This window comes from Haemophilus parainfluenzae (assembly GCF_003252795.1).
Classification (GTDB): domain Bacteria; phylum Pseudomonadota; class Gammaproteobacteria; order Enterobacterales; family Pasteurellaceae; genus Haemophilus_D; species Haemophilus_D parainfluenzae_K.
Window position 1 is genome coordinate 90,302 of sequence record NZ_QEPQ01000005.1, and the last position, 26,032, is coordinate 116,333.

A 26,032-nucleotide genomic window follows, 5' to 3' on the forward strand; every position below is an offset into this window, starting at 1 on the left:
TTTATTAAATTCATTTCTCTAGTAGGTTTATCTCCCATGAACAAAGGATTAATGGTTACAAAGCGCGATGGTACGCTTGAACAAATCAATTTAGACAAAATTCACCGTGTGATTACTTGGGCGGCTGAAGGCTTGGAAAACGTCTCAGTTTCTCAAGTTGAATTGCGTTCTCATATTCAATTTTATGAAGGCATTCGCACGTCTGATATTCACGAAACGATTATTAAAGCAGCAGCAGACCTAATCAGCAAAGATACCCCTGATTATCAATATCTTGCTGCACGCCTTGCCGTTTTTCATTTACGTAAAAAAGCGTATGGCCATTTTGATCCACCTCGTTTATACGATCATGTAAAGAAATTAGTGCGCATGGGCAAATATGATCCTGCCCTTTTAGCCGACTATACTCGTGAAGAATGGGATGAAATGGATGGGTTTATTGATCACTGGCGTGATATGACCTTTTCTTATGCCGCAGTAAAACAATTAGAAGGAAAATACTTAGTTCAAAACCGTGTAACCGGTGAGATTTATGAATCTGCACAATTCCTTTATTTATTAGTTGCAGCGAGCTTATTCTCAAAATATCCGCAAGAAACCCGTTTGGATTACATTCGTCGTTTCTATGATGCGACATCAACCTTCAAAATTTCTTTACCTACGCCTATCATGGCGGGGGTTCGTACGCCTACGCGTCAATTCAGCTCTTGTGTATTGATTGAATGTGGTGACAGCTTAGACTCTATCAACGCTACCTCTGCAGCAATCGTAAAATACGTTTCACAACGTGCAGGTATCGGGGTGAATGCTGGTGCAATTCGTGCGTTAGGTAGCCCTATTCGTGGTGGTGAAGCATTCCACACCGGCTGTATTCCATTCTATAAACACTTCCAAAGTGCCGTCAAATCTTGTTCTCAAGGTGGCGTACGTGGTGGTGCAGCGACAGTTTACTACCCGATTTGGCACTTAGAAGTTGAAAGCTTATTAGTATTGAAAAATAACCGTGGTGTGGAAGATAACCGTGTTCGTCACATGGACTACGGTGTACAGTTAAACAAATTAATGTATCAACGCTTAATTAAAGGCGCAGATATTACTTTATTCAGCCCTTCAGACGTACCAGGGCTTTATGAAGCCTTCTTTGCTGATCAAGATAAATTTGAAGAACTTTACGTGAAATACGAACAGGATCCAAACATCCGCAAACGTTCTGTCAAAGCCGTTGAGTTATTCTCTTTATTAATGCAAGAACGTGCATCAACTGGCCGTATTTATATCCAAAACGTGGATCACTGTAATACTCACTCACCGTTTGATCCGCTTGTTGCACCAGTGCGTCAATCTAACTTATGTTTAGAAATTGCATTGCCAACTAAACCATTACAACATTTCCATGATGAAAATGGTGAGATTGCCCTTTGTACACTTTCAGCGTTCAACTTGGGTAAATTAGATGATTTAGATGAGTTAGATAACTTAGCGGATCTTGCAGTACGTGCATTAGATGCATTACTAGATTACCAAGACTACCCTGTTCCTGCGGCGAAACGTTCTTCATTAGGTCGTCGTTCACTTGGTATCGGTGTGATTAACTATGCGTATTACTTAGCGAAAAATGGCGTGCGTTATTCTGATGGTTCAGCGAACGATTTAACTCACCGTACATTTGAAGCAATTCAATACTATCTATTGAAAGCCTCCATGAACTTAGCGAAAGAATTGGGTGCATGTGAATACTTCAATGAAACCAATTACGCGAAAGGTATTTTACCAATCGATACGTACAAGAAAGATATTGATAACTTAACGCAAGAACCATTGCATTATGATTGGGAAACGTTACGTCAAGAAATCAAAGAATTCGGTTTACGTAACTCAACCTTAACCGCATTAATGCCGTCAGAAACCTCTTCACAGATTTCTAACGCAACAAATGGTATCGAGCCGCCACGTGGTCATGTAAGTATTAAAGCATCAAAAGATGGTATCTTAAGACAAGTTGTACCGGATTATGAAAACTTAAGTGATAACTACGAGTTACTTTGGGATATTCCAAGCAATGACGGTTACTTACACTTAGTGGGCATTATGCAAAAATTCGTAGACCAAGCGATCTCTGCAAATACAAACTACGATCCGAAACGTTTTGAAGACGGTAAAGTGCCAATGAAAGTGTTGTTAAAAGATCTTTTAACCGCTTACAAATATGGCTTAAAAACCCTTTACTATCAAAACACCCGTGATGGTGCTGAAGACAGCCAAGAAGATTTAGATGATGGCTGTGCAGGCGGTGCTTGTAAGATTTAATCATTTAGGTGGGCTTGTTTACAAGTCCGCCTTTTGATATTTTAGGCAATCAATCATTAAGTGGGTAAAAGCCCGCTATAAGTAAGGATATAACATGGCATATACTACTTTCTCACAAACTAAAAATGACCAATTAAAAGAACCAATGTTCTTTGGTCAAAATGTTAACGTTGCACGTTATGATCAACAAAAATATGAGACGTTTGAAAAGCTCATTGAAAAACAACTTTCTTTCTTCTGGCGTCCGGAAGAAGTAGATGTGTCGCAAGACCGTATCGACTATGCCGCGTTACCTGAGCATGAAAAACATATTTTCATCAGTAACTTAAAATATCAAACCTTATTAGATTCTATTCAAGGCCGTAGCCCGAACGTGGCATTATTACCGTTAGTGTCGATTCCTGAATTAGAAACTTGGATTGAGACTTGGACCTTCTCTGAAACCATCCACTCTCGTTCTTACACCCACATTATTCGTAACATTGTGAACGATCCATCTATCGTATTTGATGATATCGTGACGAACGAAGAAATCATCAAACGTGCGCGTGATATTTCTTCTTACTACGATGATTTAATTCGTGATAGCCAACTTTACAGTCTATATGGTGAAGGCACTTACACGGTAGATGGTAAAGAATGTGTGGTGACATTACGTAATCTAAAAAAACAACTTTATCTTTGCTTGATGAGTGTGAACGCACTTGAAGCAATTCGTTTCTACGTATCTTTCGCTTGTTCGTTTGCTTTTGCAGAGCGTCAATTAATGGAAGGTAATGCGAAAATCATTAAATTTATCGCACGTGATGAAGCCTTACACTTAACCGGTACACAGCACATTTTAAACATTATGGCTGCAGGTCAAGACGATCCTGAAATGGCAGAAATTGCGGAAGAATGTAAACAAGAAGCCTACGATTTATTCTTAGCGGCAGCAGAACAAGAAAAAGAATGGGCGGATTACTTGTTCAAAGATGGGTCAATGATTGGTTTGAACAAAGACATTTTGGTGCAATACGTGGAATATATCACCAATATCCGTATGCAAGCCGTTGGTCTTCCATTGCCATTTGGTGCACGTTCTAACCCAATTCCATGGATTAATGCATGGCTTGTTTCTGACAACGTACAAGTGGCACCACAAGAAGTGGAAGTGAGTTCTTACCTTGTTGGTCAAATTGACTCTAAAGTCGATACCAATGATTTCGGTGATTTCGATCTTTAATTAATCACGCGATACAAAGAGCGGTCAATATTTTCTGAGTTTAAAACCTTTGGAAAATTGACCGCTCTTTTGTTTGCATGAATATCAAGACATGGTGATAAACGTTTTGGTTAAAAAAATAGCATAATTTAGCTTTCCTACCTTTATCGCTAACACTTTCCTCATAAAACAGATGACTTCATTAAAAAAGGCTTAACAAAAAACCATGCTATGGGTAGAATAGAAGAAACCTGTTTATTTTCAATAAATCACATTCTAATTACAAACTAGCGAGGTAAAGGATATGTCAGAACAAGAAGTGAAAGAATTAGATCTCAATGGCGAAATGCTCGTTCGCCGTGAAAAATTAGCCGCATTACGTAAAAAAGGTAATGCGTTCCCGAATCAATTCCGTCGTGACGCCCTTGCTCAAGATTTACATGATAAGTACGAGGCCGAAGATGGTGAAGTATTAAAAGAAAAAGCCATTGAGGTTGCTGTTGCAGGTCGTATTATGACCCGTCGTGCAATGGGTAAAGCTACCTTTATTACCTTGCAAGATATGAGCGGCAAAATCCAATTATATGTTGCTCGTGATAACCTTCCTGAAGGTGTTTATGCTGAAGATGTAGGTAACTGGGATTTAGGCGATATCATTGGGGTGAAAGGTACACTTTTCAAAACCAAAACCAATGAATTAACCATCAAAACCACTGAAGTTCAACTTTTAACCAAAGCGCTTCGTCCGTTACCAAACAAATTCCATGGTTTAACAGACATGGAAGCCCGTTATCGCCAACGTTACTTAGATTTAATTTCTAATGAAGAATCTCGTCGTACTTTTGTGATTCGCTCAAAAGTGGTGGCGGGTATTCGTGAATTCTTTATTTCTAAAGGTTTCATGGAAGTTGAAACCCCAATGCTACAAGTAATTCCTGGTGGTGCATCTGCTCGTCCATTTATCACTCATCACAATGCATTAGACGTTGATATGTATCTTCGTATTGCACCAGAACTTTACTTAAAACGTTTAGTGGTTGGTGGTTTTGAACGTGTCTTCGAATTAAACCGTAACTTCCGTAATGAAGGGGTTTCTGTCCGTCACAACCCAGAATTTACCATGCTTGAATACTACCAAGCTTATGCCGATTATCATGATTTAATGGATAACACCGAAGAATTATTACGCAAACTCGCGATGGATATTCTTGGTACAACCATTGTGAAATACGGTGATTTAGAATTTGACTTTGGCAAACCATTTGAGCGTATCACATTACATGATGCAACCATTAAATACGGTGCAGATAAAGGTATCGTAAAAGAAGATCTTTATGATTTCGATCGTGCAAAAGCAACCGCTGAACGCTTAGGTATCGAAGTACAAAAATCTTGGGGCTTAGGCTCTATCGTAAATGCGATCTTTGAAGAAGTGGCTGAACATCACTTAATTCAACCAACCTTCTTAATGGCGCATCCAGCAGAAATTTCACCACTTGCACGTCGTAATGATGAAAACCCAGAAGTGACTGATCGTTTTGAATTATTCATCGGTGGACGTGAAATTGGTAACGGCTTCTCAGAATTGAACGATGCCGAAGACCAAAACGAACGTTTTGATGCACAAGTTGCAGCGAAAGAAGCGGGTGATGATGAAGCGATGTTTAAAGATGATGACTTCGTTGTGGCACTTGAACACGGTTTACCACCAACAGCAGGTGAAGGTTTAGGTATTGACCGCTTAGCAATGCTTTATGCTAACGCGCCATCTATCCGTGATGTGATCCTCTTCCCTGCAATGCGTCAAAAATAATTAAATTGAAATAACATAAAAGGAAGTCTATTGACTTCCTTTTTTATTGTTTAAAAGTGCGGTCATTTTTTACCGCACTTTCATGAAAAAAAGAGATAACCATCTTAACGATTATCTCTTTTACATTCCAATTTGAAATTATTTACCCCAAACTTCTTCCACGATACTACGGATAAATTCGAGTTTCTTCCATTGTTGTTCTTCCGTCAAGATATTACCCTCTTCCGTTGAAGCAAAACCACATTGTGGACTTAAGCAAAGTTGATTGATATCCACATATTGTGCCGCTTCTTTAATACGAGCAATAATTTCATCACGGTTTTCTAACTCGCCTGATTTAGAGGTGATTAATCCTAACACTACTTGTTGATTTTTAATAAAGCGTAAAGGTTTAAAATCTCCCGCACGATCACTGTCGTACTCTAAGAAGAAACCATCCACATTACAGTGGCCAAATAAGGTTTCTGCGATAGGCTCATAACCACCAGCAGAGAACCAAGTTGAACGGAAATTACCACGACAAATATGCATTGTAATCGCTAAATCAGCTGGTTTCGCTGCCACAATTTTGTTTAACATATACACATAATCTTTAGCAATTTGATCTAAATCTAAACCACGTTCAGTATAGGTTTTACGTTTATCTTCCGCACAGAACTCGCCCCAACTGGTATCATCCAACTGTAAGTTGCGGCAGCCTAATTTATAGAAGATATTCATCGCATCAATATAAGCATCAGCAATATCATCTAATAACAACTGATTGTTATCTTTATAACGTTCAATCGGCTGATAATCTGTAGCACGTACTGTACAAATTAAATGAAGCATAGACGGAGAAGGAATCGTTAATTTGACTTCAGTCTCCCCTGCTATTTTTTGTAATGAGCGGTAATGTTCAACGAAAGGATGGCTCTCTGAAAAACCAACTTTATCCACAATTTTTAACGTTTTTGGACGTACATTATCGTGTTTAAATTGCACTGAGAATTTCTCCGCATCCACTTCTTTCACACCATCTAATGCGGCTAAGAAATCTAAATGCCAAAACGTGCGACGAAATTCACCGTCGGTCACTGCATGCAATCCGACATTTTTTTGATGCTCTACCAATTTTGCAATTTCTGCATCTTCAACTTGTGTTAAATCAGCACAAGAAATATCACCACAACTACATTGATGGCGAGCCTGTTTTAAAGCGTCCGGACGTAAAAAGCTGCCTACAATATCAAAACGATATGGCGCAGAAGTACGAATAGTGGCATTGGGAAAAAGTTTACTCATTTTGCTTTCCTATATTTAATTCATTCTAAGACAGATTGAGTGTAACAAAATTAACGTCCTCATTAAAGATTTAGACGTCTAGATGGATGTGAATTTTATTGTCATTTTATATGAATAAAATTGATATAAAAAAGAAAAAGTGCGGTTCAAATTTCTCTTAAATTTTGACCGCATTTTCAGTAATTAACGATAGTTTACTTGTTCACTATCGGATAAATGGATGGTAGTTTTCGCCAACTGTGTTTCAGAAATCACCTTACCGTGACGAATAGAATAACGTGTAGGAACTTGACGGCGTACAGCATCAAAACCATTTTCTGCTGGCAATACAATAAAGTTTGCACTGTTACCTTCTTGGATTCCATAATCCGTTAAACCTAATGCTTTCGCACTATTTTCAGTGACTAATTTCAAACCATCATTAATTTGACCATATCCCATTAATTGGCAAACATGTAATCCCATGTGTAATACCTGCAGCATATTCGCTGTACCGAGTGGATACCAAGGATCAAACACGTCATCATGGCCAAAACAGACATTGATGTTATTTTTGAGCATCTCTTTTACTCGTGTTACACCACGACGTTTTGGATAGGTATCAAAACGTCCTTGAAGATGAATATTCACTAATGGATTTGCCACAAAATGAATTTTTGACATTTTTAGTAATCGGAAAAGGCGTGACGCATAAGCATTATTATATGAGTGCATTGCCGTTGTATGGCTTGCTGTCACCTTTTCCCCCATGTCATATTTCAAGGCTAATGCCGCGACCGTTTCAACAAAACGAGATTGTTCATCATCAATTTCATCACAGTGAATATCAATCTGCTTGTTGTACTTGCGAGCAATATCAAAAGCGATATGCATTGATTCCACACCATATTCACGGGTAAATTCAAAATGAGGGATACCGCCAACAACATCAGCGCCCATCTCCATAGCCTGATCTAATAGTTTCTCGCCATTTGGATAAGACAAAATACCTTCTTGTGGAAATGCCACAATCTGTAAATCCACCCAAGGGGCGATTTCTTTTTTGACTTCAAGCATGGCTTTTAGCGCAGTTAATGTTGGATCAGAGACATCAACATGAGTACGGACATACTGAACCCCATTTGCAATCTGCCATTTTAATGTCTTCCATGCGCGAGATTTTACATCTTCATGGCTTAACAATGATTTACGCTCGGCCCAACGTTCAATCCCTTCAAATAAGGTACCTGATTGATTCCAATTAGGTTGCCCAGCAGTTTGTGTCGCATCTAAATGAATATGAGGTTCTACAAATGGAGGATAAACAATACCCTCTTCACCATCGAGTATCTCACCTGAATAATTAAAAACCTCATCTTGAGAAAAAATTCGACTAATTTTTCCTTCTTCAATTAAAATCTGCCATAACCCTTCTCGATTATGAATGTGTACATTTTTAACTAACATCCTTTTTCCTTATTTCATCGCTAATTTTTTACCGAGTAATGGTGTTAAAACCAAATAGGTAACTGCCCCACCAATCACCGCATTCACAGGAATAATGCCAGGTAGTAATTTACCACAAGCTACACCAACAATAACTGCAACGATAGCAGTCCAATTTATATTTAAGAATTTAGCTTGTTCAAAATTCTCATAGGCTTTACGACGTAAAATATAATCAGCAATAATAACACCACCTACAGGAGGAATGGCCGAAGATAAGAAAGTCAGCCAGCCGACGAAATTATTATATAACCACAAAGCACATAAAGTTCCGATAATACCATTGACGACGGATAAAGTGCGGCTACTTAATCCCGTAATATTCGCAAAACCTAAACCAGAAGCATAAAGCGCATTATCATTTGTCGTCCAAATATTTAAGCCGAGTACAATAATGGCTGGAATAATAAGGCCTTGAGCAACCATCACATCAGAAATATCTGCCATTCCAGTCACTGCCGCGCCTGCCGCACCAAAAATAAACATTAATGAGTTACCTAAAAAGAAAGCAATCATACTAATAATGATTGCTTGCTTTGCTTTTCGACCAAATCGAACAAAATCGGCAGTTAATGAGCCTGCACTAATAAAGGACCCTACAACTAATGTAATCGCCATTGAGAGAGAAATGCTTTCTTTTGGCACAATATGTTCCAATACTTCTAAGCCACCGGCATTAGTCACAGCAAGATAAACTGAGTAAGAACCTAATACGGCAATGGCTGGCACGGCAATAGTGGAAAGAATCGTCAGCGCTGAAATACCAAAGAAGACTGTAATCGTCATCAATAAACCTGAGCCAAGAATTAAATAATTGACATCAATACCCGTTACTTTATTCACTGGGATTGCAAACATCGCCACGCCAACACCAAACCAACCAACTTGAGTGCCACCAAGTAATAAAGAGGGCAACCATGAACCTCGAATACCAAAGGAATAGCGCGCTAAAATATGCGTGGTTAATCCTGTTTTAGCCCCGATATACCCGAGAAAAGAGGTATAAATACCTAACATGAGGTTGCCTAAAATAACGGCAAGCCAGAAATCATTATAGGTTAACGATGTTCCTAATGTTCCCCCTGTCCACATACTCGCTGAAAAGAAGGTTAAGCCTAACATGACAAATGTTAACGCTACCGCGCCTTTTCGCTCATTATGGGGAACGGGTTTTAAACTAAAATTTTCCGAACTCATTAAATAATCTCCTTCCGAATAAAAAAATCGAGGCATTCTAATACTAAGAAAGCCAAAAAGCAAACGTTTGCGTAAGCAGTGTAATCAAGAAATAGATAAAAAAACACCCGCACTTTCGCGGGTATTTTATCGTTAGCTAAGAAAACTGGACACATAAGAAATTATGGTTTTTCCACTTAATATTGCCATGATAATCACAACAAACCAGCCCGCAAAAGCTAAGCAAATTGGATGTTTATAGCTTCCAACAATGTCACTTCGGTAAGCGGCTAGCAGAATTAATGCGAGCGCAATTGGGAGAATTAAACCATTCAATGTTCCCACAAAGACTAATACCGCTGCAGGTTTTCCAACTGTCACCAAAACAACCGTAGAAATCACGATAAAGGCGATAATCCAACGATTACGGTTCCGTTCAATGGTTGGGCAAAGACTGGTTAGGAAGGAAACTGAAGTATAAGCCGCACCGATAACGGATGTAATCGAAGCCGCCCAAATCACGACGCCAAATAACACTTGCCCAAAATTCCCAGCCACATATTCAAAGGGTGTTTCTGCTGGGTTTTTAGGGTTAAGAGGAACGCCTTTTACCACAATGCCCAGTACCGCAAGAAATAACACAATTCGCATTGTTGAGGCGATCAAAATAGCCGAAACAGAGCTGCGACTCACTTCAGCCATCGCTTTTTCACCTTGAATGCCTGCGTCTAATAAACGATGGGCTCCCGCAAAGGTTATATACCCACCAACGGTTCCACCAACCAATGTCACAATGGCAATCGGATCAATCTGTTCAGGAATAAAGGTACGATATGCCGCCTCAACAACAGGTGGTTCCGTTTTAAACATGACATAAAACGTGAGTGCAATCATGATAAAACCCATCAATTGGGCAAAGCGATCCATTAATAATCCCGCTTCTTTACGCAAGAAAATCAAAATGGCAATAATACCGCTAATGATTGCCCCTGTTTCTGGTGCAATACCAAACATCGAGTTTAAACCAAGACCTGCGCCCCCCACATTACCAATGTTAAAGGCGAGCCCGCCCATCACAATAAGTGCTGCAAGGAAATATCCTGCGCCAGGGAAAACCGCATTAGAAATATCTTGTGCTCGTTTTCCTGATACCACCACAATTCGCCAAATATTAAGTTGAGCACCAATATCTAACAAAATCGATAGCAAAATCACAAAGCCAAAACTGGCTAATAAGGTATTTGTAAACGTTGCCGTTTGAGTTAAAAAGCCCGGACCTATTGCTGAAGTCGCCATTAAAAAAGCCGCCCCCAGCACCGCATTTCGGCGGTGAGTGATTGATGCCATAAAGCACCTCCCTTGTTAAGTTGATGTTGTGTGTTATGTTTATTCGGCTTATGCCGTTATTGTTATATAATTTTTTTCTAATTCTTCCACAATGCGTGCCGCAAATTGTAGAGAATGTTGATTATCGCCATGTAAACAGATACTTTCTGCTTTTACTGGCACAAGGCTTCCATCAATGGCTTTGACTAGACCATCTGTTACCATTTGTAACACTTGTTGAATGGCTTCCTCATCAGACTCCACCATTGCATTCGGTTGCGAACGAGGTACTAAACTCCCATCAGGCATATAATGGCGATCCGCAAATACTTCAGAAATGGTTTGTAAACCTTCTTCCTCAGCTACGCGTAACATTAAGCTACCCGCCAATCCCATTAATTTTAAATTAGAATCAAATTGACGAATTGTTTGGGCAATTAAACGTGCCAACTTTTCATCTTTTGCAGCTTGGTTATATAAAGCACCGTGCGGCTTAACATAACTAATTTCCGTCCCTTCCCCATCACAAATCGCTTTTAATGCGCCAAGCTGATAACGCAAATGCGCAATTAACTCCTGTTCAGGTAAATTCATTTGAGTACGTCCAAAGTTTTCCCGATCTGGAAAGCCTGGATGAGCACCAATGCGTACCTGATTTTCTTTCGCAAATCTGACCGCACTTTGCATTTCTTTTGCTCCACCGGCATGTAAACCGCAAGCTATATTGGCAGAAGAAAGTAATTTCAATAATGCCCCATCAAAAGGAAAGCCTTCGGCAATATCGGCATTTAAATCAATTTTTTTCATCGGCAATTCTCCTAATTTGATCGAGGTATATCTCATTTTTACGACGTAATTTTGCGGCCTGTTCTAAACTAACTGCCTCGAATTGAATTGTTGAGCCTAAACGTACCTGTGCCAACGCACCAAGATCCGCATCGATCACATTGGCAATTTTGGGATAACCGCCCGTAGTTTGTGCATCAGCCATTAAAATAATTGGTTGACCACTTGGTGGCACTTGTACGCTACCAAATTGAATAGCATGAGAGAGCATTTCCAGCGGTTGCTTTAATTCTAATTTTTGCCCTTGAAAACGATAACCCATGCGATCACTGTTGCTTTGCAACGTCCATTTACTTCGCCACCAATAATATTGGGATTTTCGTTTAAATGCCTGATATTCAGAGGACGGTAACGCATGAATAGTATGTTTAAGTGGAATAGGTGCAATCCCAATTTCACTACGCAAAATAGGATCATTTACCGTTTGTAGTTGATCGCCTGCTTGTAAACAACGCCCTTCTACACCGCCTATTTGAGCACGAAGATCTGTACTACAAGAGTTCAATTCTTGGGGGAAGACAAAACCACCTTGAACACATAAATAGCCATACATACCAATTTTAGCACGTACCATTTTCAGAACTTGCCCGGTTCGTGCCTGATAACGCCAGTAAGCAAAAACCGGTTTATCATCTAAGGTCATTTCATAAAATGCCCCAGTGACACAAAAATTCATATCCTGCTGGAATTGCAATGTAATACCACCTAAAGGGACTTCGATTGCTGGGGCTCCTTCTGCATTTCCCAGCAGAATATTGCCTGCACGTAGTGCTAATTTGTCCATTGCCCCACAACGACTGATTCCAAATCGACGTAAACCAAAACGGCCTAAATCCTGAATTGTGGCACGGGATTGCACATCAATAACATGAATCATAATTCAATGCCCTCCACAATAAATTTCACTGTATCGCCAGCTTGTAATAAAGTAGGTTGTGCTTGATTTTTGTCAAAGAGCGCTTGTTTGGTATGGCCGATTAATTGCCATCCACCTGGCGAGGAAAATGGATAAATGCCAGTTTGAGATCCACCAATACCCACAGAACCTGCAGGAACAACTGTTCTTGGTGTGGCACGACGAGGCGTGTGTAAGCATTCTGGTAAACCGCCCAAATAAGGAAAGCCTGGTTGGAAACCAATCATATACACGGTATAGATAGGTTCACTGTGCATTTGAACTATCCGTTCAGGAGTAGTGTTATGTAACTTGGCGACTTCAGACAAGTCCTGGCCGAATTCACCGCCATAAATTACGGGAATTTCAATATGACGACCTTGAAACGTAGAGACTTTCAATTCTGCCCAATGTTGTTCTAAGCGTTGAATAAGCGGTTCAAAATCCACATAAAAATCCGTGAAGACCGTAAGATTATTCATTCCCACGACAACTTCTACAATATCTTGCTCAGACTGTAGTTGATTGGCAAACGCCCAGAGTTGGCGTTGTTGTTGAAGTGAAGCTGGTGGTGGTAAAGAGCAAACCACCGCCGACTCGCTGATCGGGGTTATATTCATAGGATACCCTTTATTGTGATGTTGTGTTGTTTGTTATTTTTTTGTTACACCTCTCTTTTAAAGGATATTTATAGGTTTTGTCAAGGTTTTGTGTTGAAAATAAAGTGTGATGCAGATCTCATTATTCATATTTTGATCTCAATCAAAATTATGAAATAGCGTATAATCAAGGTGTCTGTTACTTAACAATGATAAAAAAGGAATAAAAATGAAAACATTGAGTGAATTTATTGTTGAACGCCAAGCAGAGTACCCAAATGCAAAAGGGGAACTTAGTGGTATTTTGTCTTCTATTCGTTTATTAGCAAAAATCATTCATCGTGATATCAACAAAGCGGGTTTAACCAATATCCTTGGCCAGTCTGGTGTTGAAAACGTGCAAGGTGAAAGCCAAATGAAATTGGACCTATTCGCCCATAACACCATGAATGCGGCTCTTATGTCGCGTGAAGAGGTAGCGGGTTTTGCTTCAGAGGAAGAAGAAAGCTTTATCGCTTTTGATACTGAACGTGCTCGTAATGCGAAATATATTATTTTGACCGATCCTCTTGATGGTTCATCCAATATTGATGTGAACGTTTCTGTTGGGACGATCTTCTCTATTTACCGTCGTGTTTCACCAATTGGCTCACCTGTTACTTTAGAAGACTTTATGCAACCGGGTAATAAACAAGTGGCTGCGGGTTATATCGTATATGGTTCTTCAACCATGTTAGTCTATACCACTGGTCATGGGGTGAATGGCTTCACTTACGATCCATCTATCGGTACATTCTGTCTTTCTCATGAAAATATGCAAATGCCAAAAGACGGTAAAATCTACTCTATCAACGAAGGACAATATCTTAAATTCCCACAAGGGGTAAAAAAATACATTAAATACTGCCAAGAGGAAGACAAAGCAACTAACCGTCCTTATGCATCACGTTATATTGGTTCATTAGTGGCAGACTTCCACCGTAACTTATTAAAAGGCGGTATCTACATTTATCCAAGTGCAACTAACTATCCAAATGGTAAGCTTCGTTTGCTTTATGAAGGGAATCCAATTGCATTCTTAGCGGAACAAGCGGGCGGTATTGCCTCTGATGGTTACAATCGAATTTTAGATATTCAACCAACTGAGCTTCACCAACGTGTACCACTTTTCGTCGGTTCAGCAGAAATGGTGAAAAAAGCAGAAGAAATGATGAGAGAATTCAAAGAAGATTAAATTCTTAAAGTGCGGTCAATTTTGACCGCACTTTTTTAGCAAACAAAAAGGCGAACCGTATCGTATCAGTTCGCCTTTTTCATTTTTTGTATCAATTAATCTCGTTTTCTCGCGAGTAGCCACCAAATAATCGCCATAAATAAGAGGCTTGGCATCAGCGCACCTAGAAAAGCTGGTGCATTAAATACCACACTCATTTGTCCAAAAATTTCATTGACAACATAGAACAAGAATCCAAAGCAAATCCCCGTGACGATTCTCGCCCCTGCGGTGACACTACGTAATGAACCGAAGATAAAAGATAACGCAAGCATCATCATCACACCTACAGAAACAGGCTGTAAAATCTTACGCCAATAGGTTAATTCAAAACGACGAGAGTCCTGTCCTGTTTGTTTTAAGAACGCAATATATTCATACAAGCCTGAAATGGATAATGATGTTGGACGTAATGAAACTGCGCCTAATTTATCTGGCGTTAAGCTCGTCGCCCAATCTTCTGTTAAACGGTTTGTCGTGGTAATTTGCTCTTTTGATACTGCTGAATTATTGACTTGATGTAACTGCCATTGATTATTTTCTGCAGAATATTGTGCTTGATTCGCATGCTTTAAATGAGTGAGGTTACGCTGGTCATCAAAAGTATAAATATAAATATCTTCTAATTTCGCATCATCGGTAATACGACGAACATACACGAAATTATTACCGTCTTTTGCCCATACACCATTTTTCACCGAAAGCATTGAACCACCGGAAAGTGCACGAGTACGCATATCACGAGCAAACTGTTCAGTTTGTGGAATCCCCCACTCACCAATAATCATGGTAAAAAGTACCAGTGGAAGTGCCGTTTTCATGACGGCTAATCCAATTTTAAAGCGAGAAAAACCCGCAGATTGCATGACCACCAATTCACTTCGGCTGGCTAAATTACCTAACGCAATTAAGGCTCCTAACAAGGCTGCCATTGGGAAAAAAGTTTCTACATCTTTTGGCATCGTTAAACCTGTATAAGCCACGGCTTGCCAAATATCATAAGAGCCTTTACCTACGCTACGAAATTGCTCTACAAATTTGATAATTGCCGAAAGACCAACTAACGTAAATAGTGTGGCAAAAATTGCCCCTAAGATGCTTTTACCGATATAACGATCAAGAGTATTCATCAACATTGTTATTATCCTTTTCTGAATACACGACGGAGTTTATGCATAGCGGTGCTATCCCAACTATTCAGCACAATTCCTAAAATTAAAAAGGCGATATTTACCAACGGCATTAACAAACCTGCATCAAGCTTACCTGCGCCACCCGCAGATTTAAATGAGCTTTGTAATAAGAAGTAAATTAAATAAAGCAATAATGCCGGTAAGATTTTCGCAAAACGGCCTTGGCGAGGATTTACTTTACTCATTGGTACAGCAATAAGCGCCATTAAAGGCACCGCTAAAATTAAAGTAATACGCCAATGCAATTCTGCTTTGGCTGCGGGACTTTTATCTTTTAATAATTGTTCAAAAGATAATTCAGCCGCTTCATCGCTTTCTGTATTTGTCTCTTGATGGCCTAAATACGCTTGGTAATCATCAAAATGTGTAATACGAAAATCAGGAAGTACCGAAGTCCCTTCGACACGCAAGGTATTTTGTAAATTTAGCACTTGATCGCCATTTGGTAAGGCTTTTAATTCGCCTTTTTCAGCAGTCACCACTGATGGCTTCGTTTGGCCTTTGGCTTTCATTTGGAAAAGATAAACATCACTGATTTGATTACCATTAATCTTATCAATGAATAAAACGAAATTATTGTTACTTGTGGACATGAATTGACCCGAAGTCAACGCACCCATGGTGGGATTTGCTTTAGCATCTTCAACAATAGCTGCTTGTTTTTGAATCGCCCATGGGGAAAGCCATAAAGCGTTGTAAGCGGCCAAGCCCGCTGTGAGTAAAGAAAGAATTAACGCCACGCGAACAAGAATACGTTGACCCACACCGCAGGCTCGCATAACGGTGATCTCACTTTCTGCATAGAGTCGACCGAAAGTTAGCAAAATGGCGATAAACAAACATAATGGCAACATTAATTGCGCCATTGTTGGCATCCCTAATCCGAGTAAAGAGAAGACAAGATCGGCAGGCACTTTACCATTTGCTGCTGAACCAAGCACGCGAACAAGTTGTTGGCTGAAGAAAATTAAAAGCAAAATAAACAAAATCGCAATTTGGCTTTTAAAGACTTCTTTTGTTAAATATCGGGTTAATATCATTCTTTTTTCTAACTAAAAAACACGGGAAACTGGCTAATTTAGATGGCGTATGATACCTTATTTTCACTGATTTAAATAGCAAATTAGCAACATAAGGAAATAACATGAAATATCGAGCAAACTCAACCGCACTTTCTCAATCAACCGATTGCCTCATCATCGGCATTTATGAGAACAATGAATTGACAAAAAGTTTCAATGAAATCGACCAAATCACAAAAGGCTACCTCAGTCAGTTAGCCCAAAGCCAAGATCTTTCAGGCAAAATTGGCCAAGCGACTCTGCTTCATTCGTTACCAAATCTTGCCGCTAAACGCGTGTTAGTAGCAGGTTGTGGCAAAAGAGGGGAAACGACTGAACGCCAATTTAAACAAATCATCCAACGTGTTACCCAAACATTAAAAGAATTAACTATTCAACAAGCAGTAAATAATTTAACGGATGTGGAAATCAAAGATCGCGATCTATTTTGGAATGTGCGTTTTACCGTTGAAACCATCGAACATAGTCTTTATCAATTTGATGAATTTAAGAGTAAAAAAGCGGATGCTATCGCACTTCAAGAAATCATTTTTAATACCGATGACGCACAAGCTAAGCAAGCCATCGCAGAAGCTCAAGCCATTGCAAATGGTGTAAAAGCTGCACGTAATATCGCGAATATGCCACCTAATATTTGTACACCGGCTTATTTAGCAGAACAAGCTAAAAAATTAGCTGAAACATCAACCGCACTTTCACTCGATGTGGTTGATGAAGAAGACATGACAAAACTTGGCATGAATGCGTATTTAGCCGTATCTCGCGGTTCACAAAACCCAGCTTATATGTCTATTTTACATTTCAACAATGCGCCTGATAAAAACGCAAAACCAATCGTGTTAGTGGGTAAAGGTTTAACCTTTGATGCGGGCGGAATTTCTTTAAAACCTGCCGCAGATATGGATGAAATGAAATACGATATGTGCGGTGCAGCGTCTGTTTTCGGAACAATGAAAGCTATTGCAGAATTAAATCTGCCATTAAATGTCATTGGTGTATTAGCTGGTTGTGAAAACTTACCTGATGGCAATGCCTATCGTCCAGGTGATATTCTTACCACAATGAATGGTTTAACCGTAGAAGTATTAAATACTGACGCTGAAGGACGTTTAGTACTTTGTGATGCGCTCACCTATGTAGAACGTTTTGAACCGCAATATGTGATTGATATTGCAACCCTAACAGGTGCTTGCGTAGTTGCCTTAGGTCAACATAACAGCGGCTTAGTTTCAACTGATGATGTCTTAGCAGAACAGTTATTACAAGCTGCACAACAAACTACTGATAAAGCTTGGCGTTTACCGTTAAGTGAAGAATATCAAGAGCAATTAAAATCTCCATTTGCTGATTTAGCCAATATTGGGGGTCGCTGGGGCGGAGCGATTACTGCTGGAGCATTCCTCTCTAACTTTACGAAAAAATACACTTGGGCGCATTTAGATATTGCGGGAACAGCTTGGCTTCAAGGTGCCAACAAAGGTGCAACAGGTCGTCCAGTATCTTTATTAACACAATTCTTAATTAACCAAACTAAATAATTAATATATAGGGCTAACATTACGTTAGTCCTAAATTTTTCTAAAAATCTGACCGCACTTTATTCCAATTCGAATTCCATCAGTAATGGATTATGATCTGACGAAGTAACCACTTCTGATGTCGCACTTACCACTTTTACGTCTCGCGTAAAAATATAATCCAGTGGATACCCTAAAAATCTAACCCGCTCATCTTGAGTGAGCGCCACAGAATCTAAGCTATATTTTTGCATCAGATTATTCACTAAATTCAGACGACGTTCATTCCACGCATTAAAATCACCAGACATGATGATAGGACCTTGATGATTTTCAATAAAGGAAAATAGTTGTTCTAACTGAGTTTGATAAGCAGAAATCCCCCATTCAAAATTAATTAAATGTACATTAATAAGCAGCAAGCTATCGCCTTTTTCTAATGGAAAACTCATCACACTTGCCACTTTAGGGATTTGTATTAATGGTTCTGCAACACCACCACCGCAATACCATTCTGGTTGCGTGTTGGTGAATGTCTTGACACCCGATAAGAGATCTTTAAAAGAAAAAGAAGATACAAAAAGTGTGGTCGAAAATGTACTTAAATTTTGATGCTGCGTCGCCTCTTGTAATAACACAAAATCCGCTTGTTTAGAGAGGCGCGCTAAATCTTCTTGCCAGCCTTCATCTTGTCCTTTATGCACATTCCAAGTTATTAAATGAAAACGAGAAGTGGCTAATTTAGGTACTGAATCGCTAGCCTTGTCACATTTCATATTTAACTTGTTTTCAAAAGGAATATAACTCACTTTTTGTGACGTATTTAGTTGAATAAATGTACCGTCAAAAATCGTTAAATTCGTAAGAAAATATCCAACACCTAAAACCACTAACACTAAGCCAATAGCCAAAAATCGATAGATTCGCTTCATTATTATCCCCTCTCTATGCTCGAATAATAACACCTCATCAAAGCAATGCAACTTTCACTTTAATACGCATCAATACCTACCTACAACACGGTAACTTTAACTTTTAGCTTTGATTTAAATCATACTTTGCTAAAAAATCCGTTGCATTTTTCTTTCATTATCTTAGTATTTCACTCAACTTTTTAACTCTACCTAATCAATAAGGAGATTCATTATGTCTTTTGGAGATAAAAAATTAAGTGAAATCGCTGTCAGCGTACCCGGCTCAACTTCTCTACTTCGTAAATACGATTTGGATTTCTGCTGTGGTGGTTCCGATACACTTGCAAACGCAGCGGCAGAAAAAGGATTAAATTTAGCAGAAATTGAAACCCGTTTAACCGAGCTTCAAAACAGCAAAGCAGAAAACCCTGAAGAATATTGGGTTAATGCAACTTATCCTGAAATTATCGATCATATTTTAGTTCGCTACCATCAACGTCACCGTGAACAACTTCAAGAATTAATCGTCTTAGCGGATCGTGTAGAAAGTGTTCATGGCGATCGTGAAGATTGCCCAATAGGTGTTGCGGCTGAATTACGCAATGTCTATGAAGATTTGAGCAACCATATGATGAAAGAAGAGCATGTGCTTTTCCCAATGATCAAAGCCGGTAACTATATGATGGCGCAAATGCCAATTCGTATGATGGAAATGGAACATGCAGAACACGGCGAACATTTAGATGTATTGAAATCATTAACAAATAATATGACGCCTCCAGCAGATGCTTGTAATACATGGCGCGCACTTTATAGTGGCATCCAAGAATTTGCAGATGATTTAATGATGCATATTCACCGTGAAAACAATATTTTATTCCCACGTGTTATTGCTGAAAATCACTAAGAGCAAATCATATAAAGAAAAGGGGCGAAATCATTCGCCCTTTAAATTTAGCTTAAAACTGACCGCACTTTATTTCTCTTCACTGCCTTTATATAAACGGTTTTTATACAAATAGCTACCAAGTAAAGCATGTGCTAAGGCTTCTTTTTTCATTTCTTCCGGCACCTCTTTTTCAGTCAATGTATCTTTTTCTTTATCATACATATAGCCTTTTGCTTTGCTATTTGGTGTTTGAATAACAACATCATGATTGCCTTTCATTAAGGCTTGAGTTTGATCAAACTGCATAAAGGCACGATCTGGATTCACATCTTTCGTTAAATCAAAGCCAATCATCGGATAATTACCACTTACACCCGCAATAGAAAGCAAGGTTGTCGGCATATCAATTTGACTCACTAAACGACTGTCTCGGCGTGGCTCTACATGATCTCCTAAAATTAACGCCGGAATATGGAAATGCTTAATTGGCACTAAGCTTGCGCCAGCTGCACGGGAATCATGGTCTGCAATCACCAAGAACACGGTATCTTTCCAATAATTAGATTGTTTCGCTAATTTGAAGAAATAACCAATGGCATAATCCGCATATTTTGCACTGTTATTACGGGTTGCTTTTGGTTGTTCGTAAAGCTCAATTTTGCCATCAGGAAATTCAAAAGGATCATGATTGCTTGAACTGAACACTAAGCTAAAGAATGGTTTTCCTTCATTCTGTAATTGGGTAAAGGTTTCGTTCGCTTTATCAAATAAATCCTCATCACTCACGCCCCAAGTCGCGGTAAATTTCGGATTTTGATAATCCTTTTGATCGATAATATTTTGGAAACCGTTACCATAGAAGAAGCTTGCCATGTTATCAAAGTGTTTTTCACCGCCATAAATAAAAGACGTGTTATAACCTTGTTTAGCAAGTAAATCTGCAATGGTAAAGAAACCACTTTGACTGTTATTTAATTTCACCACTGCACGTGCTGGAGTGGGTGTGAAACCTGCAGTTGTGGCTTCAATACCGCGAACAGAACGTGTACCGGTCGCATAGAGATTTTCAAATAACCAGCCTTCTTTGGCTAATTTATCAAATTCAGGTGAAATTGGTTTTCCGCCTAATGTACCGACAAATTGCGCGCCAAAACTTTCTTCCAAAATAATGACGATATTTTTCGGTTTACCTTGGTAAGTGGCTTGGTTTTTCGTTAAGGTTGGAATCTTCTCTGAAATATAATCACTTTCAGGACGGCCACGGCTTGCTTTAACAATACGCAACATTTCATCGGTATCCATTTTGCCATAGGCTTCTGAAGATGCCCCTTCGTCTTTAAATTGTTGGGCAGCATAAAGAACTGAATAGCCCGAATTCAACACGAGAGAATTTACTAACCCATCGGAAGAGAAAGCCACCATCGCAGGGTTAACACCACGGTGTTGGAAACTAGAACGAGCACCTAAAAAAGCAACTGCAATCACAAGCAACGCTACAACAGGACGTAATTTCCAACTCATTGGGCGTAAGTTTTTCACTGCATAACCAGATAGTTTCCAATAACAGATGAAAGCTGCAATGGTAAAAATGAGGCTAAAAATGACCGCAGTTAAATGACCTTCCATCAACATTGAAAAGACTTCTTTCGGATAAATTAGATATTCGATAAACAGACGGTTTGGACGGAAATCATAAGTTTCGATAAATGCAGGCGTAGCCAGTTCCATAAATAGAATGAACACACTACCGAGAGTAAGCCAAATACGTAAAATCATTTTCCAAATACGGCTATTATGAAATAACACCGTAAATAATGCTGGCACACCAAATAGATAACACAAAGCCACGATGTCCATACGCAAGCCTTGTAAGAATAATTGCCCCCAGCCCGCTACCGCAGAGACACGGTCTGCCTGCCAAATCGCAAGCCCAAGACGAGACAAGGTGAAAATGATCAGATTAATGATGACGAAGAGAAAAATCGGATATAAAGGAGAACGTGTTTGTTTCATTTTGACACTCATAAGTTCTAAGGGAATCGCTACCCTCTGATTAATTTAAAGCACGTGGATGTGCCATTCCTTCCATAGACAGATAAAAAAACACAAAGTGCGGTTAAAAATATCATCATTTTTGACCGCACTTTGGAAGAGAAAGATTAAGCTGCAACTAATGCTTTTAATTGTTTTTCATAAGCTGCCCAATCGGTAATTGGACGAGTTGCTACACCTGTTTCCATCGCTTTTTTCGCTACCGCAGAAGATACAGTAAACAATAAGCGTGGATCAAATGGTGTTGGAATCACATAATCAGGTCCAAAAGATAACGCACCATAATTAGCAATAATTTCTAATGGAACCGGTTCTTTCGCAAGACTTGCAATTGCATGAGAAGCCGCTAATTTCATTTCCTCATTAATCGCTGTTGCACCTACATCTAAAGCACCACGGAATAAGAATGGGAAACAAAGTACGTTATTTACTTGGTTTGGAAAATCTGAACGACCAGTACAAACAATCGCATCTGGACGAACTGCTTTCGCTTCATCCGGTGTAATTTCAGGTACTGGGTTAGCTAATGCAAGAATTAATGGATTCTCTGCCATGGTTTTCACCATTTCAGGTTTTAATGCACCCGCTTTAGAGCAACCTAAGAACACATCGGCTCCCTTAACGGCATCCGCTAATGTGCGCCAACCATTATCTTCAATAGCGTAGAATTGTTTGGTTTCATCCATATTATCGCCACGGCCTTTGAAAATCACACCTTTAGAGTCACACATGGTGATATTTTCTTTTTTGAAACCTAATGCACGAAGCAAGTTAGTACAAGCAATAGCAGAAGCACCTGCGCCATTTACTACTAAGCGAACATCTGCGATATTTTTTCCAATAATTTCTAAACCATTTAATGCTGCCGCACCGACGATAATGGCTGTACCGTGTTGGTCATCATGGAATACCGGAATGCCCATACGTTCACGCAACGCTTTTTCAATGTGGAAACATTCCGGTGCCTTGATATCTTCAAGGTTAATACCACCAAAAGTAGGTTCTAATGAAGCGATGATATCGATTAATTTATCTGGATCATGTTCATTGATTTCAATGTCGAATACATTGATGCCTGCAAATTTTTTGAACAATACCCCTTTCCCTTCCATAACAGGTTTCGAGGCGAGTGCACCAATATTTCCTAAACCTAATACTGCTGTACCATTTGAAATCACTGCAACTAAGTTAGCACGAGCGGTATAACGGCTTGCTGCTGAAGGATCTTTTTCAATTTCTAAGCAAGGCTCTGCAACACCGGGAGAATAAGCAAGAGCTAAATCATGTTGGGTTTCTAGCGATTTGGTTGGGGTGACAGCAATTTTTCCTGGAATTGGGAATTCATGAAAATCTAATGCGGCTTGGCGTAATTGTTCGCTCATATAAAAATACTCCATTTTCACTTAGGCTAAATAAAATTTGCGCCATTATACTCTCTTTTTTAGAGAAATTTGTGATATACCGCAAAAATTTTACAAAATGATCACAAAATATGAGTGAAATCGACCGCGCTTTTTGTCTTTTCTTCACATTTTGAGCCAAAAACGTTACTATGTCGCAAAAAAACATGCAGGATGTAAATAATGAGTTTGTTTTCTAAATTTAGAAGTGCCATCAATAAATTACAACGGAAAGCGATTAACAAAACCTTTCAAAAACGGTTAACCAACCAAGGCATGTCAGTGATTTCTGCAAACTGTGTCGGTGCATTTATTTTGCACGACCTCAATCAGCCTTTTAATTCTCCGTTTGTTAACCTTTATTTAGACCCTAGCGATTTTGTTCGCTATCTACAGAACATCACATTCTATCAAGCACAACCGCTTCAATTTATACAAACAGAAAAACCGTACCCAGTTGGTCTATTAGGTGATCTTAAAGTGCACTTTATGCACTACCACTCCGAACAAGAGGCTCGGGAAAAGTGGGAAGCTCGCTCACAGCGTTTAGATCTCGATAATTTGTTTATTATGATGACAGATAAAGATGGTGGAAAAGGTGCAAAATATGAAGACTTGCAAGCCTTCGATAACTTGCCTTATCCAAACAAAGTCGTCTTTACCCACAAGCCATATCCTGAATTAAAATCCGCTTTCTACATTAAAGGCTTTGAAAACGAAAGCGAAGTGGGCGATTTATTTACTTTTTCCGGTTGGAATGGCGAAAAATATTACGATCAGTTTGATTACGTCAGCTGGTTCAATCAAAAATAAGAGTTTACGATGCGACTAGATAAATTTATTGCTGAGAATACAGGCTTAACCCGTTCACAAGCCACCAAGGCCATCCGCCAAAGTGCGGTCAAAATTAATAGTGAAATTGTGAAAAATGGTGCGACCAAAGTAAGCCTAGAAGATGAAATTTATTTTGAAGATGAATTGTTGCCTTGGGTAGAAGAAGGGCAATATTTTATGTTGCATAAGCCACAAGGCTACGTTTGCTCTCACGATGATGGAGACTACCCAACCATTTATCAGTTCTTTGAACCGCCTCTTTCTGGTAAGTTACACAGTGCTGGACGATTAGATGTGGATACCACAGGACTCGTGCTATTAACGGATGATGGTCAATGGTCACATCGTATTACTTCACCAAAACATCAATGCGAAAAAACCTATTTAGTCACTTTAGCCGATCCAGTTGAAAACCATTATGCTTCAGCCTGTGAAGAAGGAATTCTGTTACGTGGTGAAAAAGAACCCACTAAGCCGGCGAAATTAGAAGTATTAGATGATTACAACGTGAATCTAACTATCTCTGAAGGACGCTATCATCAGGTGAAAAGAATGTTTGCTGCACTTGGTAATAAAGTCGTTGCGCTACACCGTTGGAGAATAGGTAACGTTGAATTAGATGAAAGCTTAGAAGAAGGCGAATTTCGTCCACTCACTCAGGAAGAAATCGACAATTTAGTGAAATAATATGAGCCAAAATATTAAACCTACCTTTATTTTTATCGCCACGCTCGGCATCCTCTCGATGCTACCGCCTTTGGGCGTGGATATGTATATTCCGTCCTTTTTAAATATTGCTGAAGACTTAAATGTCAACTCAGAGCAAGTTCAGCACACGCTGACATTCTTTGCTTACGGCATGGCAGCAGGGCAATTATTCTGGGGGCCATTTGGCGATAGTTTTGGTCGTAAACCAATTATTCTGTTAGGTGTCATTATTGGTGCTATCACCGCTATTATTTTAACCGGTATCCATTCTATTGGTAGTTTCACTGCGCTGCGTTTCATTCAAGGTTTCTTTGGTGCAGCACCCGTTGTGCTTTCTGGGGCGTTATTACGGGATTTATTTAGCAAAGATCAACTCTCTCGAATCATGTCCACTATCACACTTGTCTTTATGATTGCGCCGCTTGTTGCACCTGTGATTGGCGGATATATTGTGAAGTATTTCCACTGGCACATGATTTTTTATGTGATTGGTACGATGGGATTTCTTGCCGCATTACTCGTCTTTTTCATTATTCCCGAAACCCATAAACATGAAAACCGTATTCCACTACGCCTAAATATCATTGCTCGTAACTTTATGATGCTTTCAAAACAAAAAGAAGTGTTAGGTTATATGGCGTCCGCCTCTTTTGGATTTGGCGGTTTATTTGCTTTCGTCACTGCAGGGTCTATTGTCTATATCGGTATTTATGGCATTCCAGTCGATGAATTCGGTTATTTCTTTATGATCAATATTGCCATCATGACAACAGCCTCCTATCTCAATGGGAAATTTGTATTGAAATTAGGTGCTGAAACCATGTTACGTATTGGTATTGCTGTACAATTCATTTCAGGAATCTGGCTATTTTTAACCGCACTTTTTGATTTCGGTTTTTGGCCAATGGCTATTGGCGTAGCCTTTTTTGTTGGACAAAATCCATTAATCTCCTCCAATGCCACAGCCTCTATTCTAGAAAAATTCCCAACGATGGCGGGTACCGCAAATTCATTAATGGGAAGTGTTCGTTTTAGTGTTGGCGCGGTAATGGGATCCTTAGTCGCAAGCTTTAAAATGGAAACCGCGGCGCCAATGCTCTATACAATGACAGCTTGCGTGGTCATTTCTGCCCTTTCTTATTACTTCCTGACTTATCGAAATGAACGATAAAGTGCGGTCAATTTTAAAGTCAATTTAAAACAATAAAGGCGGGACTCCCCCGCCTTTGTCATAT

The 26,032-nt window shown here is 39.4% G+C and carries 21 protein-coding genes; 9 read left to right on the forward strand and 12 right to left on the reverse strand.

Annotated features, from left to right (window positions below; translation table 11 throughout):
- Positions 1 to 36: 36 nt before the first annotated feature.
- The 3 genes from nrdA to lysS all read left to right on the forward strand — a co-directional run bounded on the left by nrdA (position 37) and on the right by lysS (position 5,324).
- Positions 37 to 2,307, forward strand: a complete 2,271-nt coding sequence (nrdA, locus tag DPV81_RS08595) for a class 1a ribonucleoside-diphosphate reductase subunit alpha (protein WP_111387893.1) — start codon at positions 37 to 39, stop codon at positions 2,305 to 2,307.
- A gap of 94 nt (positions 2,308 to 2,401) precedes the next feature.
- Complete coding sequence (nrdB, locus tag DPV81_RS08600) at positions 2,402 to 3,532, forward strand: class Ia ribonucleoside-diphosphate reductase subunit beta (protein ID WP_014065539.1); 1,131 nt, start codon at positions 2,402 to 2,404, stop codon at positions 3,530 to 3,532.
- Between the two features lie 283 nt (positions 3,533 to 3,815).
- Positions 3,816 to 5,324: a lysine--tRNA ligase gene (gene lysS, locus DPV81_RS08605; RefSeq protein ID WP_111387895.1), complete on the forward strand. Its 1,509-nt coding sequence runs from the start codon at positions 3,816 to 3,818 to the stop codon at positions 5,322 to 5,324.
- A 138-nt stretch (positions 5,325 to 5,462) separates the two neighbouring features.
- Here the strand turns inward: lysS and DPV81_RS08610 are convergent, their stop codons facing one another.
- The 7 genes from DPV81_RS08610 to pxpB form a co-directional block, all read right to left on the reverse strand.
- Positions 5,463 to 6,608, reverse strand: a complete 1,146-nt coding sequence (locus tag DPV81_RS08610; RefSeq protein ID WP_111387897.1) for a 5-methyltetrahydropteroyltriglutamate--homocysteine S-methyltransferase — start codon at positions 6,606 to 6,608, stop codon at positions 5,463 to 5,465.
- 183 nt (positions 6,609 to 6,791) lie between these two features.
- A complete protein-coding gene (locus tag DPV81_RS08615; RefSeq protein ID WP_111387899.1) occupies positions 6,792 to 8,054 on the reverse strand; it encodes a cytosine deaminase in 1,263 nt (420 codons plus the stop codon).
- Positions 8,055 to 8,063: 9 nt separating this feature from the next.
- Positions 8,064 to 9,290: a cytosine permease gene (gene codB / locus DPV81_RS08620; RefSeq protein ID WP_111387901.1), complete on the reverse strand. Its 1,227-nt coding sequence runs from the start codon at positions 9,288 to 9,290 to the stop codon at positions 8,064 to 8,066.
- 132 nt (positions 9,291 to 9,422) lie between these two features.
- Positions 9,423 to 10,616, reverse strand: coding sequence for an NRAMP family divalent metal transporter (locus DPV81_RS08625; RefSeq protein ID WP_111387903.1), 1,194 nt, complete (start codon positions 10,614 to 10,616; stop codon positions 9,423 to 9,425).
- A 48-nt stretch (positions 10,617 to 10,664) separates the two neighbouring features.
- A complete protein-coding gene (pxpA, locus tag DPV81_RS08630) occupies positions 10,665 to 11,402 on the reverse strand; it encodes a 5-oxoprolinase subunit PxpA (RefSeq protein ID WP_111387905.1) in 738 nt (245 codons plus the stop codon).
- The gene (locus DPV81_RS08635; RefSeq protein WP_111387907.1) at positions 11,389 to 12,318 is read right to left on the reverse strand and encodes a 5-oxoprolinase subunit C family protein; all 930 of its coding nucleotides are present in this window, start codon (positions 12,316 to 12,318) and stop codon (positions 11,389 to 11,391) included. The genes pxpA and DPV81_RS08635 overlap by 14 nt, the downstream gene beginning before the upstream one ends.
- Positions 12,315 to 12,956 (reverse strand): 5-oxoprolinase subunit PxpB, encoded by a 642-nt coding sequence (gene pxpB, locus DPV81_RS08640; RefSeq protein WP_111387909.1) that lies wholly within the window; start codon positions 12,954 to 12,956, stop codon positions 12,315 to 12,317. Before pxpB ends, DPV81_RS08635 begins: the two co-directional genes overlap by 4 nt.
- A gap of 208 nt (positions 12,957 to 13,164) precedes the next feature.
- On the opposite strand from pxpB, the gene fbp reads away from it, so the two are divergent.
- Positions 13,165 to 14,169: a class 1 fructose-bisphosphatase gene (gene fbp / locus DPV81_RS08645; RefSeq protein ID WP_111387911.1), complete on the forward strand. Its 1,005-nt coding sequence runs from the start codon at positions 13,165 to 13,167 to the stop codon at positions 14,167 to 14,169.
- A 95-nt stretch (positions 14,170 to 14,264) separates the two neighbouring features.
- Here the strand turns inward: fbp and lptG are convergent, their stop codons facing one another.
- Positions 14,265 to 15,338, reverse strand: coding sequence for an LPS export ABC transporter permease LptG (gene lptG, locus DPV81_RS08650; RefSeq protein WP_432206731.1), 1,074 nt, complete (start codon positions 15,336 to 15,338; stop codon positions 14,265 to 14,267).
- 11 nt (positions 15,339 to 15,349) lie between these two features.
- The gene (gene lptF, locus DPV81_RS08655) at positions 15,350 to 16,441 is read right to left on the reverse strand and encodes an LPS export ABC transporter permease LptF (RefSeq protein WP_111387913.1); all 1,092 of its coding nucleotides are present in this window, start codon (positions 16,439 to 16,441) and stop codon (positions 15,350 to 15,352) included.
- Positions 16,442 to 16,545: 104 nt separating this feature from the next.
- On the opposite strand from lptF, the gene DPV81_RS08660 reads away from it, so the two are divergent.
- A complete protein-coding gene (locus DPV81_RS08660) occupies positions 16,546 to 18,021 on the forward strand; it encodes a leucyl aminopeptidase (protein ID WP_111387915.1) in 1,476 nt (491 codons plus the stop codon).
- Between the two features lie 59 nt (positions 18,022 to 18,080).
- Here the strand turns inward: DPV81_RS08660 and DPV81_RS08665 are convergent, their stop codons facing one another.
- A complete protein-coding gene (locus DPV81_RS08665; protein WP_111387917.1) occupies positions 18,081 to 18,932 on the reverse strand; it encodes an endonuclease/exonuclease/phosphatase family protein in 852 nt (283 codons plus the stop codon).
- 214 nt (positions 18,933 to 19,146) lie between these two features.
- On the opposite strand from DPV81_RS08665, the gene ytfE reads away from it, so the two are divergent.
- Positions 19,147 to 19,821, forward strand: a complete 675-nt coding sequence (gene ytfE / locus DPV81_RS08670) for an iron-sulfur cluster repair protein YtfE (RefSeq protein WP_111387919.1) — start codon at positions 19,147 to 19,149, stop codon at positions 19,819 to 19,821.
- 69 nt (positions 19,822 to 19,890) lie between these two features.
- On the opposite strand, the gene DPV81_RS08675 is transcribed toward ytfE, so the two are convergent.
- A complete protein-coding gene (locus DPV81_RS08675; RefSeq protein WP_165818975.1) occupies positions 19,891 to 21,816 on the reverse strand; it encodes an LTA synthase family protein in 1,926 nt (641 codons plus the stop codon).
- 146 nt (positions 21,817 to 21,962) lie between these two features.
- Positions 21,963 to 23,237 (reverse strand): malic enzyme, encoded by a 1,275-nt coding sequence (locus tag DPV81_RS08680; RefSeq protein WP_005697259.1) that lies wholly within the window; start codon positions 23,235 to 23,237, stop codon positions 21,963 to 21,965.
- Between the two features lie 201 nt (positions 23,238 to 23,438).
- Between DPV81_RS08680 and DPV81_RS08685 the strand changes: the two genes are divergently transcribed.
- Genes DPV81_RS08685 through DPV81_RS08695 form a run of 3 tightly spaced genes read left to right on the forward strand, consistent with a single transcriptional unit; the run spans position 23,439 to position 25,968 of the window.
- Positions 23,439 to 24,068: a DUF1919 domain-containing protein gene (locus tag DPV81_RS08685; protein ID WP_049373356.1), complete on the forward strand. Its 630-nt coding sequence runs from the start codon at positions 23,439 to 23,441 to the stop codon at positions 24,066 to 24,068.
- Positions 24,069 to 24,077: 9 nt separating this feature from the next.
- Complete coding sequence (rsuA, locus tag DPV81_RS08690) at positions 24,078 to 24,776, forward strand: 16S rRNA pseudouridine(516) synthase RsuA (protein ID WP_111387923.1); 699 nt, start codon at positions 24,078 to 24,080, stop codon at positions 24,774 to 24,776.
- A 1-nt stretch (position 24,777) separates the two neighbouring features.
- A complete protein-coding gene (locus DPV81_RS08695; protein ID WP_111387925.1) occupies positions 24,778 to 25,968 on the forward strand; it encodes a Bcr/CflA family multidrug efflux MFS transporter in 1,191 nt (396 codons plus the stop codon).
- The last annotated feature ends 64 nt before the right edge of the window (positions 25,969 to 26,032 follow it).

Excerpts from the sequence above, each read along its gene's own strand:
- nrdA (WP_111387893.1), top strand. The coding sequence starts at position 37 with ATGAACAAAGGATTAATGGTTACAAAGCGCGATGGTACGCTTGAACAA.
- nrdB (WP_014065539.1), top strand. The coding sequence starts at position 2,402 with ATGGCATATACTACTTTCTCACAAACTAAAAATGACCAATTAAAAGAA.
- lysS (WP_111387895.1), top strand. The coding sequence starts at position 3,816 with ATGTCAGAACAAGAAGTGAAAGAATTAGATCTCAATGGCGAAATGCTC.
- DPV81_RS08610 (WP_111387897.1), bottom strand. The coding sequence starts at position 6,608 with ATGAGTAAACTTTTTCCCAATGCCACTATTCGTACTTCTGCGCCATAT.
- DPV81_RS08615 (WP_111387899.1), bottom strand. The coding sequence starts at position 8,054 with ATGTTAGTTAAAAATGTACACATTCATAATCGAGAAGGGTTATGGCAG.
- codB (WP_111387901.1), bottom strand. The coding sequence starts at position 9,290 with ATGAGTTCGGAAAATTTTAGTTTAAAACCCGTTCCCCATAATGAGCGA.
- DPV81_RS08625 (WP_111387903.1), bottom strand. The coding sequence starts at position 10,616 with ATGGCATCAATCACTCACCGCCGAAATGCGGTGCTGGGGGCGGCTTTT.
- pxpA (WP_111387905.1), bottom strand. The coding sequence starts at position 11,402 with ATGAAAAAAATTGATTTAAATGCCGATATTGCCGAAGGCTTTCCTTTT.
- DPV81_RS08635 (WP_111387907.1), bottom strand. The coding sequence starts at position 12,318 with ATGATTCATGTTATTGATGTGCAATCCCGTGCCACAATTCAGGATTTA.
- pxpB (WP_111387909.1), bottom strand. The coding sequence starts at position 12,956 with ATGAATATAACCCCGATCAGCGAGTCGGCGGTGGTTTGCTCTTTACCA.
- fbp (WP_111387911.1), top strand. The coding sequence starts at position 13,165 with ATGAAAACATTGAGTGAATTTATTGTTGAACGCCAAGCAGAGTACCCA.
- lptG (WP_432206731.1), bottom strand. The coding sequence starts at position 15,338 with ATGAATACTCTTGATCGTTATATCGGTAAAAGCATCTTAGGGGCAATT.
- lptF (WP_111387913.1), bottom strand. The coding sequence starts at position 16,441 with ATGATATTAACCCGATATTTAACAAAAGAAGTCTTTAAAAGCCAAATT.
- DPV81_RS08660 (WP_111387915.1), top strand. The coding sequence starts at position 16,546 with ATGAAATATCGAGCAAACTCAACCGCACTTTCTCAATCAACCGATTGC.
- DPV81_RS08665 (WP_111387917.1), bottom strand. The coding sequence starts at position 18,932 with ATGAAGCGAATCTATCGATTTTTGGCTATTGGCTTAGTGTTAGTGGTT.
- ytfE (WP_111387919.1), top strand. The coding sequence starts at position 19,147 with ATGTCTTTTGGAGATAAAAAATTAAGTGAAATCGCTGTCAGCGTACCC.
- DPV81_RS08675 (WP_165818975.1), bottom strand. The coding sequence starts at position 21,816 with ATGAAACAAACACGTTCTCCTTTATATCCGATTTTTCTCTTCGTCATC.
- DPV81_RS08680 (WP_005697259.1), bottom strand. The coding sequence starts at position 23,237 with ATGAGCGAACAATTACGCCAAGCCGCATTAGATTTTCATGAATTCCCA.
- DPV81_RS08685 (WP_049373356.1), top strand. The coding sequence starts at position 23,439 with ATGAGTTTGTTTTCTAAATTTAGAAGTGCCATCAATAAATTACAACGG.
- rsuA (WP_111387923.1), top strand. The coding sequence starts at position 24,078 with ATGCGACTAGATAAATTTATTGCTGAGAATACAGGCTTAACCCGTTCA.
- DPV81_RS08695 (WP_111387925.1), top strand. The coding sequence starts at position 24,778 with ATGAGCCAAAATATTAAACCTACCTTTATTTTTATCGCCACGCTCGGC.